Here is a 15487-nt window from a genome sequence, read left to right as displayed (position 1 = left end):
CCACATATTTTTCATGCAGGCTATCCCTTCTTTACTTATCAAGAGATGCAGGCACTTTTTTTAGACAAAGAAAGAGGATAAAAAAGATGCTCACATAGCCAAAAATAGGATAAACCGTTGATATCAATGTACCGTAACCGATTTTACTAATCACATAGCAGCATAAGAGAATAAGGGATATTGTCAAGACACTGTTCATCCGAATATACGCCCTCACTTGTCTCTCGAGTCCATATAAATTGCCTATGACGGATGTAAAGACTTCGCCGAAGATCACAAATAAATAAATGAGGTGGATGGAGTTTGCTACTTGATACACTACCTGAGCCATTGGAATATCAAACGCCTCCAGCATATTTAATGAAGAAAGAGATAAAAAGCATGCCAGTAAAATAAGGGTCAGCATGACGCCCCCAAGCACAGCTCCCTTTTTAATCACCGCTTCAGAGGTCATTTCATTTGCGACGGGCACTAACACTGCTTGAGAAAGTGCTAAATTAAAAGCTCCATATGAGATAGCTGATAAAATCCACTCTCCCTCACCCATTTGAAGCGCAAGAACATAACTTTCACTACTGCTAAAAACGAATGAATCAAGAAATACGATCAATGAAAAGAAAATAAGCATTGGGACGACGAGAACATTGACACCAAATAATCCTTTTGAACCTTTCAAAAGCACAATGACGCTCAGAATGATCGTCAAAAAGATTCCATATTCCTTTGATATGCCAAGCTGCTCTTCAAAAATAGCCCCTGCGCCAGAAATCATCACTGAAGTGACGCCTAGTAAAATAAAAAACATGACGACATTAATATACCTGCTTGCAGCTGTGCCAAATAGAAACCGGTTCATATCTTGATAAGACTCTGCTTCAATTCGTTTAGAAATGAGCATCATTTTTGCACCAAGTCCAGTAAAAATAGCGCCGCTAATCAAGATTCCGAATAGTCCAATCCAGCCAAAACGAACAAAAAATTCTACGATTTCTTTTCCTGTCGCAAACCCAGCTCCAACCACTGTTCCTACATATAAAAAGGCAAGCTGAAAAGCGGATTCATTTGAACGTTTCATGTGACCCCTCCGCACCCATCACTTTCGATTGTCTTTTTTTATCCTATGAGACGAGTTCCTTGAAAAGAAGGACAAACCATGATTAAATGCAAAAAAGGATTTTCAACTGCCTTTGAGCAAAACAGTTGAAAGTCAAAATAGGTCAGAGTATACTATAGTCAAAGATGGTCAAACAACAGACCATTTTCTTTAACATTCATTGGTCAAATAAAGTCAAACTTTATTTTAAGGAGGTTATGGCAAATGCGTTGTCAACATTGTCAAGTAAATGAAGCAACTATTCGCCTGAATATGCAAGTAAATTCGTCCCGGAGCCAAATGGTTTTATGTGAAGACTGCTACACCTCTTTGATGGAGCAATCAAAAATGAAAATGGGACCTCAATTGTTCGGGGGAAGCTCATTCTTCTCTGAGCAAGCAGGACATGCACAAAGCGTAGAGCAGCCAAAGCAAAAAGGCTTACTCGATGAACTTGGCCGGAATTTAACAGATGGCGCAAATGCTGGTTTAATTGATCCAGTCATCGGCCGTGATGAAGAAGTCGCAAGAGTCATTGAAATTTTAAATAGAAGAAATAAAAATAACCCTGTTCTGATTGGTGAACCAGGTGTTGGGAAAACAGCGATCGCTGAAGGACTCGCACTGAAAATTGCAAGTGGCGATGTACCAAATAAATTAAAGAACAAACAAATCTATTTATTAGATGTCTCCTCCCTTGTAGCGAATACGGGGATACGTGGTCAATTTGAGGAAAGAATGAAGCAGTTAATTAAAGAGCTGCAAAGCCGTAAAAATATTATCTTATTTGTAGATGAAATCCATCTTCTTGTAGGCGCAGGATCTGCCGAAGGGTCAATGGATGCTGGAAACATCTTAAAACCAGCCCTTGCACGAGGCGAGCTTCAGCTAGTAGGTGCGACGACATTAAAAGAATATCGTCAAATTGAAAAAGATGCCGCCCTTGAACGACGCTTCCAGCCCGTCATTGTAGATGAACCAACACAAGATGAAGCGGTCGAGATTTTAAAAGGCATTCAAGATAAGTACGAAAGTTATCATGGCGTCACTTATTCAGACGAAGCTATTCAAGCGTGTGTTCAATTATCTTCCCGGTATATTCAAGACCGTCATTTGCCGGATAAAGCCATTGATTTAATGGATGAAGCAGGTTCAAAAGCGAACCTCTCCATTGATGCAGCAAGTGAAGATGAACTAACGAATCGTCTGACAGAAATTGCTGCTGAAAAACAAGCTGCTTTAAAAGAAGAACAATACGAAAAAGCAGCGAAGCTTCGAGATGAAGAAGAAGCCATTGAAGCAAGACTTCAAAACAAAACAAATGACAAAGAACATGTCGTCACAGCAGAAGCCATTCAAGCCATTGTGGAACAAAAAACAGGCATCCCTGTCGGCAAACTGCAAGCAGACGAACAAACCAAAATGAAAGAAATGGACGTCCGCTTAAAAGCACGAGTGATCGGTCAGGAACATGCGGTTGAAAAAGTGGCGAAAGCTGTGAAAAGAAGCAGAGCCGGCTTAAAATCGAAACATAGACCAACAGGCTCCTTCCTATTCGTTGGACCAACAGGTGTCGGGAAAACCGAATTGTCAAAAACGCTAGCTGAAGAATTATTCGGTTCAAGAGATGCGATCATCCGTTTAGATATGAGTGAGTACATGGAGAAACACTCAGTATCCAAGCTCATCGGTTCTCCTCCTGGTTATGTTGGACATGATGAAGCGGGTCAGCTGACGGAAAAAGTGCGCAGAAAACCATACAGCATCATTTTGCTGGATGAAATCGAAAAAGCACATCCTGATGTGCAGCATATGTTCCTTCAAATCATGGAAGATGGCCGGTTAACAGACAGCCAAGGCAGAACCGTCAGCTTTAAAGATACGGTCATCATCATGACAAGTAACGCAGGCAGCACAGATAAAACGGTCAAAGTCGGCTTCCAGTCTGATCAGGAAGAAGCGATTGAGGAACAATCACTCATTGATTCACTCAGCGCCTATTTCAAGCCAGAATTCTTGAACCGTTTTGACAGCATCATTCAGTTTGACTCATTAGATAGAGATGATTTAGTGAAGATTGTGGATCTTCTGCTCAATGAGCTGTCAGAGCAATTAAAAGAGCAACATTTAACAGTCCATGTGACAAAAGAAGCGAAAGAAAAAATTGCAGAACTTGGATATCATCCTGCATTTGGTGCTCGTCCACTGCGAAGAACCATTCAAGAGCATGTTGAAGATCAAATGACGGAAATATTGCTTGAAGAAGAAAAGCTTTCAGGATTTACTGTAGATGTTGAAGATGACGAAATTGTAGTAAAAAAAGGATAAGTACATCCTAAGAAGGATCTACAGCTCCATCATGTTGCGGTGTCTAAGTTCCATCCGCACGCCGACGCCCCATCCGCCTCTTTTCCTTTACGATAAAAGAAAAAGAGGTGGATCACATGATGAATTGGAGCTATGATCTTGTCAAAATTATGTATGAAGAAAAATTAAAAGAGCTGCTTTTAAATGAAACTGCTCAAAGAAATTAAAAAGAAACTCCCTTTATATCAGAGGGAGTTTCTTTTTTAAGGTAATAGAAAGCGCTTTCGTCAAAATTTCTTCACAGAAACTGCCTTAATTTTATATTCAGACTAAAACCCTTCTAGAAAACACCGATATTAACTATAGAAAAAGATAGTTAAAGGATTTGGTGAGATAATGGACAAAACATCGTTAATAGGTATTATTTTAGCATTTATTGCACTGAGTGTCGGTATGGTTTTGAAAGGTGTAAGTCTAACCGCTCTTATCAACCCAGCGGCTATATTGATCATTGTGGTTGGGACGATTGCAGCTGTTGTCATCGCATTCCCATCTAGTGAAATTAAGAAAACACCAAAATTGTTCGGCAAAATTTTCAAAGACAACAAACTTCCAACGATTCAAGAAATGATCCCTCTTTTTTCAAACTGGGCACAAATTGCGCGTCGTGAAGGTCTTTTGGCATTAGAAGCTAGCATTGAGGAAGTAGATGACGATTTCCTTAAGAACGGCTTAAGCATGGCGGTTGACGGTCAAAGTGCAGAATTTATTCGCGACGTCTTAACAGAAGAAGTTGACGCCATGTCTGAAAGACATCAGTCAGGCGCATTAATCTTTACACAAGCCGGTACATACGCTCCGACGCTTGGTGTACTTGGCGCCGTTGTCGGACTTATTGCCGCACTTGCAAACATGGGAGATATTGAAGCACTTGGACATGCAATCAGTGCAGCCTTCGTTGCCACACTGCTTGGGATTTTTACCGGGTATGTGTTATGGCATCCATTTGCCAACAAGCTGAAGCGTAAATCAAAGGAAGAAGTAAAACTTCGTCTGATTATGATCGAAGGGATCCTTTCTGTTCTTGAAGGTCAATCTCCAAAAGTGATTGAACAAAAACTTCTCATGTACTTACCAGCGAAAGAACGTGCAAATCTTGTCATTGAAGAAGGAGAAAAACAAAATGGCTAGGAAACGTAAAAAACATGATCACGATGACCATGTAGATGAATCTTGGCTGATCCCTTATGCCGATCTTCTGACGCTTCTACTCGCTCTCTTCATTGTGCTATTTGCATCTAGTTCGATTGATGCGGCAAAATACGAACAGATGGCAAAGTCTTTTAATGTCGTCTTTACGGGCGGTACTGGTGTCATGGATCAAACCAGCATGCAGAGCACTGAAGAAACTGAAAATAGCAACCAGACCAAGAAAGCAGCCGAAGAAGATGAAGAAGCCAAAGCGAAAGCTCGAGACCATGCCGTTCTCACAAAGGTCAAAAAGCAAGTGGATTCCTTCATTGCCAATAAGAAACTTGGAGCTAAGCTCGAAACAAAGCTCACGGACGAAGGTTTGCTCATTACGATAGAAGACAGTATCTTCTTTGATTCTGGACGGGCGGTTATTCGCCCTCAAGATGTCCCGTTAGCAAAGGAAATCTCAAAACTACTTGTCATAAACCCCGCTCGTGACATCGTCATTAGCGGACATACTGATAATGTACCGATCAGAAATTCAGAATTTGAATCAAACTGGTATTTAAGTGCCATTCGTGCTGTAAACTTTTTGAGTATTCTACTTGAGAACAGCAATTTAGACCAAGAGAACTTTAGTACAAAAGGTTTCGGTGAATTCAAGCCGGTTGCTTCAAACGATACAGCAGAAGGCAGAAGTAAAAACCGACGCGTAGAAGTACTCATTTTACCGATTGAGAAAAAAGCGAAATAAAAAAGGGAGCCCTCGGCTTCCTTTTCTATTTATTCTGTATGATCATATAAATGCTTTGCACGCAGTCCCACATGTTTGAGCATATCAATGCAGGCATCCTTCTCTTCTTCGCTCAGGACACTGATCATCTCATGAATTTCTTTCGCATGATCCGGGAAGATATCATCAAGCAAAGCTCGTCCCTGCTTGGTAATATGCGCAAATGTCACCCTGCGGTCTTCTGCACAGGCCCTACGACTGAGGAGTTCTTTCTTCTCCAATTTATCGACCACATACGTGATGCTGCCGCTTGCAAGTAAAATCTTATCACCAATTTGCTGAAGCGGCTGATCCCCTTTATGATACAGCAATTCTAATACTGCAAATTCAGTCGGATTCAGCCCGTGCTTCACAATATGTTTGTTCATGTGATGATTAATCGAGCGATAGGCACGTGATAATACAATAAATAATTTCAAAGATTTCTCAACATTATGATTTTCCATTTTTTTATCATCCTTTATGAAATGCAACCCACTAATGTGACATTAATAAACAATAAGTAAAATGTCAACATCTTGATCCATCTTTAGCATGAAAATGAGACCAGAACGAATCACCTAATTTTTTAAAAATCACACAAGTCATCGTAATAAAGATAGGTTCAATGCTATAATAAGTCTATTAGGTAATACGTTGGAGCGATGAATGATGAGTATACTGAAAGGGTTCTGGAAGAAGATCAGGCTGTACCTTATTTTGGTCATGATTCCAACCCTAATCATTAGTTATTTTATCTACGAAAAAGAAACGGAAAAAATCGACTTAAAAAACAAACAAACTGCTACACTTATGTTAAATATTCACAAAAACCAAATGAATTATTTAATTAGTGAAACAGAAGCGAGATTAACTTCACTTGCCATGGGATTTGACCAGCCTCTTGAGACGAAAAAAGTACAAAACATCCTAGAGAAAATCTATAAACAAGAACCTCGTTTTTCAGGTCTGTATCTCCTAGACAAAAAAGGAAATGTATCAGTAAGCACCACACCGTTAAAGGAAAAAATCAACCTGTCATTTAGAGATTACTTTAAGCGCATTCAAGTGACCAAGCAGACGGTGATCACAGATAACTATGTGAGCCGAATTACAAAACAGCGGATTCTCTCCATTTGCGTGCCTGTGCTAGATGAAAATGAAGAAGTCACCAATGTGCTAGTCGCCGCCATTCAAATTGATTATTTAAGAAATATTATGAATGTATTGAACCCTGATCTTCATTTTAAGATGCTGAATCAAAATGGACATGTGGTGTTTACAAGTGGTCCGCAGCCAGCATCAGAAAATGGCAGCACCGTGTCTACATATTTAGATGAAAACAGCTGGAAGCTGGAGGTCTTTCCGCAGCGCGCGTCTACAGGTGAAGTGCTGTCTGTTATGCTGATCCCTTTATCCAGTGCTTTTATTTTATTAAATATTTTATTCACACTTGTTCAATATATCATTTTAAGGCGTCAAACCCAGCAGGAGCGTCACCAAAATGAAGCGCAAAAGCTTGAATTAATCGGAACCCTCGCAGCAAGTACGGCACACGAAATTCGCAACCCATTAACAGGGATCAGCGGATTTATACAGCTTTTGCAAAAGAAGTATCATTCAGAAGAAGATCAGCTCTATTTTTCTGTCATTGAAGAAGAAATTAAACGAATCAACCAAATCGTCAGTGAGTTTCTTGTATTAGGGAAACCAACAGCAGAAAAATGGCAGAATAACTCTGTAAAAGAAATTGTAAGTGAGATCATGCCGATCGTTTTCTCTGAGGCGAACCTTTATAATGTTGAGGTTGATTTGCAAATTAATACGATTCAAGATGTTGGGGTATATTGCACAAAGGATCACATTAAACAAGTCGTATTAAATGTAGCGAAGAACTCGTTAGAAGCGATGCCAAATGGCGGTCATTTGAAGATTTTGATTGAGGCTGAAACAGAACATGTCATCATTAAAGTGAAAGATACGGGTGAAGGCATACCAGAAGAAATGTTAAAGCATATCTTCCTTCCTTTTATTACGTCGAAGGAAAAAGGTACAGGTCTTGGGCTTGTCGTGTGTAAACGAATTATTTCGATGTATGGCGGGACAATTGATATTCAAAGCGAAGTGAATAAAGGAACAACCGTCATGATCATGCTTCCTTCTGCTCACTCAGCATAGTTGAAACATTCAGCCGGTTTTGCTTAGGCAAGACCGGTTTTTCATGTCAATAAGAAGGGCGGTTCACAGATAGAAGACTCATTTGAGATACAAGATCATGAAAGGAGGGGGCAGATTGTTTCTCATGAAAAAGGAGATACTGATACTCATTCATCAGGTTGTCTAGTTCTTGACTATATTTAATTGTCGTCTCACCAGTGTAGCCTTCCGCTTGAGCAGCTTCTACCATCTGTTTTCTCTTCTCATCAATGGACATCAGCAATTGTTCTTTCCTTACATAAATATTCATGATCTCAGCTCCCGCAATGAATTCGACTGTCTATGCTCAAAATGATCCGACACCAAAATTATACTTTATTTGTAAATTAAATTAAATATGCTTATTTTATTTAATTTTTTACAGCCTAAAGACCTCTTACCCAATCTAATTTGGGGGTAAACTTCAAATTTGGACAGGACTGACACATGGATTAAACAGAATTTTATCCTATGCAGAAGATCAAAATCAACTATTTTCTTTCTCATTTTATGCCTATTTTCCTAAAAAAAAGCTGATCATCCGCCTCATGCGGAATGATCAGCTCCTGTCATTAAACCGTTTCTTCCTCGTAAATTGGCACCCAGCCCTCAGTTGTGACAAATATGCGAACTGCGACCACTTTGCGATCCTCTTGAAGTGTAAAGTAGTGGCGAATATGTGGCGGGACAGAAATTAAATCGCCTGGATTCAGTCTCACATCAAAAAAGACGCCATCCTTACCCTGAATGGCAAAGATTCCATGCCCGCTTACAATAAAACGTACTTCGTCATCTGTATGATGATGCTCACGCTTAAAATTTTGGAGCAGCTCATCTAGATTTGGTGTGGCGTCAGATAATGAAATCACATCCTGCGCTTTGTACCCTCGTTTTTCAGATATACGCTGGATTTCCTTTTGAAAAACAGTCAAAATCTCTTCCTTTTCCTCATCTGTTAAATCATACTTTTCTGATAACCGGTTTGGCAGCTTTGCAATATCCCAATGTTCATAAATGACCCCCTGCTTTTCTAAATATGCTGCTACCTCTTGCTCGTTTTCAAGTAATGTGTTCTCTTCGTTATGAATCAAAATCGTCGCCATGTGCTTTTCCTCCTTTTTATCTGACAAGCTGCTTTTGATAAAGCGTTAATTTTAAGTGGTAGCTAAATAAAAATTCATACGCCTCTAATACTCGTTTTGCTTCAAAGGCTGTTTTTCCCCAGACAGTGATGCCGTGATTTCGAATGAGCACCGCACCTGATTCTGACTCTTCAGTGAGATGCTTTGCAAATTGTGCTGCAAGATGCGGAATATGGGCTGGATTTTCAATAATCGGTATCGACACTTCTGCATCCTCTTCCCAGTAACCAAGCGCCTTGATGATTTCGTTTCCTTTCAAACGAACCTCGCCCTTACCCCCATACAGCTCAGACATCACATTATTATCGATTGTATGGACATGGAGGCAGCAACCTGCTTTCGTCCGCTCATACACGTATGTGTGAAGCAGTGTTTCGGCTGATGGTCTAAGCTGTTCGTTCGGATCATCAGGCTTGCCTGCTGCGTTCACTAAAACAAAATCTTCATCCGTTTCTTTTCGTTTATCTTTACCGCTTGCCGTCACCAAAAACGTGATTGGATCATCCGACACCTTGATCGATAAATTGCCGCTTGTTCCGTAAAACCAGTCTCTTTGTGCCAGTTCACGTTTGACGTCTGCTAGCTCCTGCCAGCGCTTGCTCTTTGCGTCTGCCATTCCTTCACTTCCTTTATTTGTTCAAATTGCGCTTTAAGATCAATAAATGTTTCATACTCTTTATATACAAGCCCAAGCTCCTTACATTCATTCAGCAAGTAGTCGCGCGCAAATGTGAGATCCGCATGCTTTGCCGCCTCCACATCGGTGACTGAATCTCCGATCATGATGATGAAGTCCTTCTCATGGGTCAGCTCTCGAATGATTGACGGCTTGCAGCATCCGCAGCCATTTTGACATTGCGAATCGCAGACATGCGGCCATTCAATCTGAATATGATCTTCCCCAAATGAGGCATGATTGCAATAAATATTGTCTCTGCCCACAATGCCCTCGAGTATGGGATAGACAAAAAAGTCCATCCCGCCGCTTAGCACATAGAAAGGAATATCAGCCTTTTTCACATAATCAACAAATTGCCTGAATCCTTCTCGAATCTCTGTATCTTCTAAAATAAACGACTGAATAGCTTCTTTTTGATCACTCGTCAGTAATTGAAACATCTGCCCGACGCCTTCTTGAATGGTGATCTCCTTTGTGAGAACATCATCCTTCAGCTTCGTCCATTCACTTGGTGCAAAGTGTTTCATGATGCGAATGATATTATCATTTTTTGTAATTGTTCCATCAAAATCACAACATACAATTGGTTTTTTCATTTATTCTGCTACCCTTCCCCATAGTTCAAGTGCTGCTTTTAAGTCTTGGCAAGAAGCTGCCTTCTCTTGGATCGACTCTCCATGTATCACCGCATCAATGATCGATCGAAATGCTTTCCCTCCACCGATGGCTCCACGCGGATGTCCGTGAATTCCTCCACCAGCATTAATCACATGATCGAGTCCAAAATCTTTAATCAATACTGGAACCATTCCAGGATGAATGCCTGCTGACGGGACTGGGAACGTTTTTTGAACCAAATCCTCTTTTACACAAGCTTCATAGATTCCAAAGGCATCTTTTTTCGGAAGTGCAACCGACCCATAAGGTGAGGGAAAAAGACTCAAATCAGCGCCAGCATATCGATTTAATTTACCTAAAAGAAGAGAATGCGAAAATCCATATTCAGGCGATGATGTCAAAGCGCCGCTTACTGCGGGATGGGCCATAATAGGCAATGGAATATCTGGATCCTCAGCTAAGCTTTGCATGACATCTAGTCCGTAGGCAAAGACATTGAATAAGAGTGCATCCGCTCCGAGTTCAGCTGCCTTTCTTGCTCGATCCTTCAGTTCAAAGGTTCTGCCTGTTAAATTAACGGCATATAACGTTCGGTGCCCTGTCTCTTCATATGTTTCTTTTAATATCTTTTTTCCTTCTTTGATTCGTTCTTCAAAAGGGGCTAGCGGGCTCTCAAATAAAATTTCATCGTCTTTGATAAAGTCAACGCCGCCTAATGCTTGTAAACGGAGCTGCTCTTTTAAATCCGCCATATCACGGCCAATGACACCTTTAAAAATACTCATCAACAACGGACGATCAAACACGCCTGCTTTTTTGCGTATGCCATCAATTCCAAATACCGGTCCTGGCAGGCTTCTTTTAAATCTATCCGAGAATTGTATGTCGACTAGCTTCACTTTTCCATCAAGTGAAAACTTTCCAAAGATCGTCGTCAAAACGGCCGGTATATCAGCTGAAAAGTTAGCCTCAGGATAAGCAATGGTCACCTCAGATTGATATACGCCATTTTCGGCTGAAGCAACCTTTTCTGATACTTTTTCTACCCGCCCTTTATGTTTTTGAAGCTGCTCCTTTTTGAGCTGCGGCAAATCTGTCCATGATCCCACTGTTAAACCAAGTGCGATCTGCTCTGCTTTTCGGTTCACTTGTTCATCCTCTCGATGTGTTAATACGTATGTTGCCAGTAATTCACTCACTAGGAATCCCCTTTCAATTTCGTCATGCATATGGTCAATAAAAAACCTCTTCAAGTGCTTTGTCAGCGCCTTAAAGAGGTTGTTTCGTGTCATTCATCCGAATCTTATCTCTCAGCGCTTGCTGCAAGAATTAGCACCGTGCTTCATGGAAGTCGGTTGCCGGGCTTCATTGGGCTAGTCCCTCTGCCTACTCTTGATAAGAATATTCAATTTTCTTAAATATTGTCTGAATTATCGCACCATTTTTTTATGTTGTCAATGGCTTATTTTTAAACAGATTCAAGGCAGCGATACGCCGAGCGGCTTCTTGTAACCGCTCCTCACTTGTTAAAAGCCCAACTCTCACGTACCCTTCACCGTGAGTACCAAACCCATTCCCCGGAGCCACAACAACATGTGCTTTCTCTAATAATACGTCAGAAAAAGATTCAGATGTATATCCTTCTGGCACCTTTAGCCAAGCAAAAAATGACCCCTTTGGTGCTGTGACCTCCCAGCCAATCTCCTTGCAGGCAGCGATCCACACATTTCGCCTATTTTCATATCGATCATTTTGCACCTGTACGCACGTTTGGTCGCTTAATAGGGCTTCCGCTGCTGCATCTTGAGTTGCTTTAAACAGTGAAACAAACAGGTGATCCTGATAAAGCTCAATCGCTTCAATAACAGACGGATTTCCTGCTGCAAAACCTACTCTCCAGCCGGCCATATTATACGTTTTAGACAATGTATAAATTTCAATACCCGTCTCTTTCGCTCCATCTGTTTGCAAAAAGCTGATCGGCTTTTTCCCATCAAACCCAATGCCGCCATAGGCAAAATCATGGACAACACAGAGTTTGTGATCTTTCGCAAACGTAACGGTTTCTTCAAAAAATGCACGACTTGCCGTGGCACCTGTCGGATTGTTAGGATAATTTAAATACATCAACTTTGCTTTTTTCTTATCATTCTCAGGCAATCGATCATAGTCAGGTAAAAAATCATTTTGTTCAAGAAGCGGCATCGTCACCATCTGAGCTCCAGCAAGCACGGCACCTGACCAATAATCAGGGTAACCAGGGTCTGGGACAAGGAGTGTATCTCCAGGATTCAGCAGGCATTGCGGCAGCTCAACAAGTCCCGCTTTCCCGCCAAATAAAATCGCAATCTCCTTCATCGGATCAAGCGTGACACCATATTCTCTTTCATAAAAGGCGGCGGCAGCCTTTTTTAATTTCGCTGTTCCGCGGAATGACGAGTATTGATGATTTTCAGGTTTTAATACCGCTTCCTGCATGGCTTTTACAATATGCGAAGGGGTTGGCTGATCAGGATTTCCCTGCCCTAAATTAATGATATCTGCCCCTTCCTGCACCTTTTTCTGCACCTTTTGGACAAGAGACGCAAAAAATTGTTTCGGTAATTGTTTCAATACATCTGATTGCTGGAATTCCATTTCTTCACCTTCTATTCAAGTTACGTAACAATACAAACACTGTAATGGATTGTTTTATGAATTGTAAAGCAATTTTGAAAAAAGATTGACATGTGAAGCGCAGCTCTGATAATATCTTGAATTAAGAAATGCAAACAGGCACGAAATAATTACATATTGATTTCTCTTATCGAGAGTTGGGCGAGGGATTTGGCCTTTTGACCCCAACAGCAACCGACCGTTAATACCACTGTGAAGTGGGGCGCAGCAAGTAAGCGCCAAGACAATTGTCTTATAGGGCACGGTGCTAATTCCATCAGACGTATGTGCTGAGAGATAAGAGAGGCTTTGAGCATACACGCCATCAAGCCTCTTTCTCTCAGGAGAAAGAGGCTTTTTTATATGATTTGGAGGGATAGCAATTGGTTACACTTACGGCATCATATGAAGAATTAACAGAAAGCTCGGCAGTTGCACTCGCAATTAGACTTGGCTTGATCCAAGAAAGCAGTCATTTGACATGTACGGAAATTGGTGACGGGAATTTAAATTACGTCTTTCATATTTTTGATCACAAACAAGAAAAAGGATTGATCATCAAACAGGCCCTGCCCTATGCCAAGGTGGTCGGAGAGAGCTGGCCGCTTACATTAGACCGCGCGAGAATTGAAAGTGCTGCCCTGATCAAGCAGTCAGAATATACGCCGCACCTTGTACCTGCAGTCTATTATTCAGATACAGCTCTTGCTGTGACGGCAATGGAGGATCTATCACACCTGGAAATCGTCAGAAAAGGGCTAATTGCCGGAAAACAATATCCGCATTTATCCGATCATGTAGGAGAATTTTTAGGAAAAACACTTTTTTACACTTCTGACTTTGCCACAAATCCTAAAATCAAAAAACAATTTGTGAAGCAATTTACGAATCCGGACCTTTGTGACATTACTGAAAAACTCGTCTTCACAGATCCTTTCTTTGATAGCGGCACAAATGATTTCGAAGAAGAATTAAGAGAAGCTGCCGAAGCGCTTTGGGCAGATCTTGAAGTGCAGGCCAAAGCAGCCGAACTGAAGCGTATTTTCCTGACATCTGCTGAAACACTCGTTCATGGAGATCTTCATACAGGCAGTATTTTTGCAAATGAGACGGAAACAAAAATCATTGATCCAGAATTCGCCTTTTACGGTCCCTTTGGATTCGATATTGGCCACTTTATCGCTAACCTGTTCCTCAATGCTTTGTCTCGTGAGAATGAACACGATCAGCAGCACCTTTTTGACCATGTCATCAATGTATGGGCGACATTCAAAGAAGTGTTCGCAAAAGCTTGGAAAGAAGACAGCATTGAAGCATTTAGTGTATCTGACAGTTTTTTAGCAACAACCTTTGACCGTATTTTAAAAGAAGCTGCAGGCTTTGCGGGCTGTGAGCTTGTCCGCCGAACAATCGGCCTTGCTCATGCCGCTGATCTCGATGCGATTCCATCACCATCTAGAAGGATTCAGCAGAAAAAAGCAGCACTAACGCTCGGAAAAACAATGATCAAACAATATCATGCAGTGGAAGCAGCGTCTGACCTCGTCGCATTATTCCATCAATCTGTAAAGGAGTGACGGGTTTTGTCTAAAGAATTTGAAGTCCCCCGTTCTGTCGAATGGGAAGAAAACCATATTAACATTTTGAATCAGCAAAAATTACCGGCCGAAACTGAGTTTGAGCATTTATATACAAAAGAAGACGTGTATGATGCCATTGTCACGTTAAAAGTGCGGGGAGCACCTGCCATTGGCATTACAGCAGCTTTTGGACTGGCGCTCAGTGCCCAAGACATTGAGACAGAAGAAATTGATGTTTTTAAACAAGAAGTCATTCAGATAAAAGAATATTTAAACAGTGCTCGTCCAACCGCTGTGAATTTAGCCTGGGCTTTAGAGCGATTATTGCAGCGCATTGAGCGTGCAGCTTCGGTCAATGCAGCCAAAACAGACCTTGTCCATGAAGCCATTCAAATTCAAATTGAAGATGAAGAAACATGCAGACAAATCGGTCAAAATGCACTCCAGCTCTTTAAATCGGGTGATCGTATTATGACCATTTGCAATGCAGGCTCCATCGCCACAAGCCGGTACGGAACAGCCCTTGCTCCATTTTATTTAGCCAAAAAGAAAAATCTCGATCTTCACATTTATGCCTGTGAAACACGCCCTGTTCTTCAAGGGGCTAGGCTGACAACATGGGAACTCATGCAAGGCGGCGTAGATGTGACGCTCATCACAGATAACATGGCAGCCCATACGATGAAAGAAAAGAAAATTTCTGCTGTCATTGTCGGAGCTGATCGTATTGCCCGTAATGGAGATACGGCGAATAAGATTGGAACGTTAAGTCTCGCCATTTTAGCTAAGCATTTTCAAATTCCGTTTTTTATAGCTGCACCGCTTTCCACCTTTGATGTATCAACCCAAGACGGGGCAGATATTCCAATTGAAGAGCGCGATCCGCTGGAAGTAAAGGAATTAAACGGCGTCCAAATTGCACCGCCTGATGTTCAGGTATTCAATCCCGCCTTTGATGTCACTCCTCACCATCTCATTTCAGGTATCATTACAGAGAAAGGGATTATCACATCGAACTATACAGAAGAGATTGATACTCTGTTCGCTGAAAACATCTCACTCTGATCATAAAAAAAGCGCCGTGTACTTATTATTTAAGAGCACCGCGCTTTTTTATTTCACTCGTTTTTGCTAAGATTTCTTTTTTCTGTTCTTCTGTCAAAACGTTCATTTTGACACATAGTGATGTGACGGCATACATTTTATTTTTTTTGCCCCAAAACATTCCCTAGCGCCCTCCTTTTTCCCTCA

The 15487-nt window shown here is 41.2% G+C and carries 15 protein-coding genes and 2 riboswitches; of the genes, 6 read left to right on the top strand and 9 right to left on the bottom strand.

Features of this window, described 5'->3' with window-relative positions:
* Positions 1–31: 31 nt before the first annotated feature.
* Positions 32–1075, bottom strand: a complete 1044-nt coding sequence (locus C6Y06_RS07420; RefSeq protein WP_106036740.1) for a YkvI family membrane protein — start codon at positions 1073–1075, stop codon at positions 32–34.
* A 243-nt stretch (positions 1076–1318) separates the two neighbouring features.
* On the opposite strand from C6Y06_RS07420, the gene C6Y06_RS07415 reads away from it, so the two are divergent.
* The 3 genes from C6Y06_RS07415 (at position 1319) to motB (ending at position 5348) form a co-directional block, all read left to right on the top strand.
* Positions 1319–3421: an ATP-dependent Clp protease ATP-binding subunit gene (locus C6Y06_RS07415; RefSeq protein WP_106036739.1), complete on the top strand. Its 2103-nt coding sequence runs from the start codon at positions 1319–1321 to the stop codon at positions 3419–3421.
* Between the two features lie 375 nt (positions 3422–3796).
* Positions 3797–4591 carry a flagellar motor stator protein MotA gene (gene motA / locus C6Y06_RS07410; RefSeq protein WP_003212085.1) on the top strand — a complete coding sequence of 265 codons (795 nt, stop codon included), beginning with the start codon at positions 3797–3799 and terminating at the stop codon, positions 4589–4591.
* A complete protein-coding gene (motB, locus tag C6Y06_RS07405; protein ID WP_060596120.1) occupies positions 4584–5348 on the top strand; it encodes a flagellar motor protein MotB in 765 nt (254 codons plus the stop codon). The genes motA and motB overlap by 8 nt, the downstream gene beginning before the upstream one ends.
* Before the next feature lie 29 nt (positions 5349–5377).
* On the opposite strand, the gene mhqR is transcribed toward motB, so the two are convergent.
* Positions 5378–5833 (bottom strand): MarR family transcriptional regulator MhqR, encoded by a 456-nt coding sequence (gene mhqR / locus C6Y06_RS07400; RefSeq protein WP_034662884.1) that lies wholly within the window; start codon positions 5831–5833, stop codon positions 5378–5380.
* Between the two features lie 205 nt (positions 5834–6038).
* Here mhqR and kinD point away from each other — a divergent pair, with 205 nt between their 5' ends.
* Positions 6039–7544 (top strand): sporulation kinase KinD, encoded by a 1506-nt coding sequence (gene kinD, locus C6Y06_RS07395; protein WP_066030978.1) that lies wholly within the window; start codon positions 6039–6041, stop codon positions 7542–7544.
* A 46-nt stretch (positions 7545–7590) separates the two neighbouring features.
* Here the strand turns inward: kinD and C6Y06_RS07390 are convergent, their stop codons facing one another.
* The 6 genes from C6Y06_RS07390 to C6Y06_RS07365 all read right to left on the bottom strand — a co-directional run bounded on the left by C6Y06_RS07390 (position 7591) and on the right by C6Y06_RS07365 (position 12638).
* Positions 7591–7833 (bottom strand): aspartyl-phosphate phosphatase Spo0E family protein, encoded by a 243-nt coding sequence (locus C6Y06_RS07390; protein ID WP_034662891.1) that lies wholly within the window; start codon positions 7831–7833, stop codon positions 7591–7593.
* A 301-nt stretch (positions 7834–8134) separates the two neighbouring features.
* Complete coding sequence (locus C6Y06_RS07385; protein ID WP_060596118.1) at positions 8135–8665, bottom strand: 1,2-dihydroxy-3-keto-5-methylthiopentene dioxygenase; 531 nt, start codon at positions 8663–8665, stop codon at positions 8135–8137.
* A 16-nt stretch (positions 8666–8681) separates the two neighbouring features.
* Complete coding sequence (locus tag C6Y06_RS07380) at positions 8682–9320, bottom strand: methylthioribulose 1-phosphate dehydratase (protein WP_060596117.1); 639 nt, start codon at positions 9318–9320, stop codon at positions 8682–8684.
* On the bottom strand, positions 9284–9979 hold the full coding sequence (locus C6Y06_RS07375) for a 2-hydroxy-3-keto-5-methylthiopentenyl-1-phosphate phosphatase (protein ID WP_060596116.1): 696 nt from the start codon (positions 9977–9979) through the stop codon (positions 9284–9286). Before C6Y06_RS07375 ends, C6Y06_RS07380 begins: the two co-directional genes overlap by 37 nt.
* On the bottom strand, positions 9980–11230 hold the full coding sequence (gene mtnW / locus C6Y06_RS07370) for a 2,3-diketo-5-methylthiopentyl-1-phosphate enolase (protein WP_189288351.1): 1251 nt from the start codon (positions 11228–11230) through the stop codon (positions 9980–9982).
* Between the two features lie 71 nt (positions 11231–11301).
* Positions 11302–11403: riboswitch (SAM riboswitch) on the bottom strand.
* A gap of 44 nt (positions 11404–11447) precedes the next feature.
* Positions 11448–12638 (bottom strand): pyridoxal phosphate-dependent aminotransferase, encoded by a 1191-nt coding sequence (locus tag C6Y06_RS07365; protein WP_106036737.1) that lies wholly within the window; start codon positions 12636–12638, stop codon positions 11448–11450.
* 163 nt (positions 12639–12801) lie between these two features.
* Positions 12802–12960, top strand: a riboswitch (SAM riboswitch).
* 79 nt (positions 12961–13039) lie between these two features.
* On the opposite strand from C6Y06_RS07365, the gene mtnK reads away from it, so the two are divergent.
* A complete protein-coding gene (gene mtnK / locus C6Y06_RS07360) occupies positions 13040–14233 on the top strand; it encodes an S-methyl-5-thioribose kinase (protein WP_066030982.1) in 1194 nt (397 codons plus the stop codon).
* A gap of 6 nt (positions 14234–14239) precedes the next feature.
* Entirely contained in the window at positions 14240–15301 is a 1062-nt protein-coding gene (gene mtnA, locus C6Y06_RS07355; RefSeq protein WP_060596112.1) for an S-methyl-5-thioribose-1-phosphate isomerase, read from the top strand.
* A gap of 25 nt (positions 15302–15326) precedes the next feature.
* Here mtnA and C6Y06_RS20440 read toward each other — a convergent pair whose 3' ends face one another.
* A complete protein-coding gene (locus tag C6Y06_RS20440; protein ID WP_258182057.1) occupies positions 15327–15461 on the bottom strand; it encodes a hypothetical protein in 135 nt (44 codons plus the stop codon).
* Positions 15462–15487 lie beyond the last annotated feature (26 nt).

The sequence above is a fragment of the Bacillus sp. MZGC1 genome (assembly GCF_002998605.1).
Classification (GTDB): domain Bacteria; phylum Bacillota; class Bacilli; order Bacillales; family Bacillaceae; genus Bacillus.
This window is presented reverse-complemented; position numbering and strand designations above follow the sequence as displayed.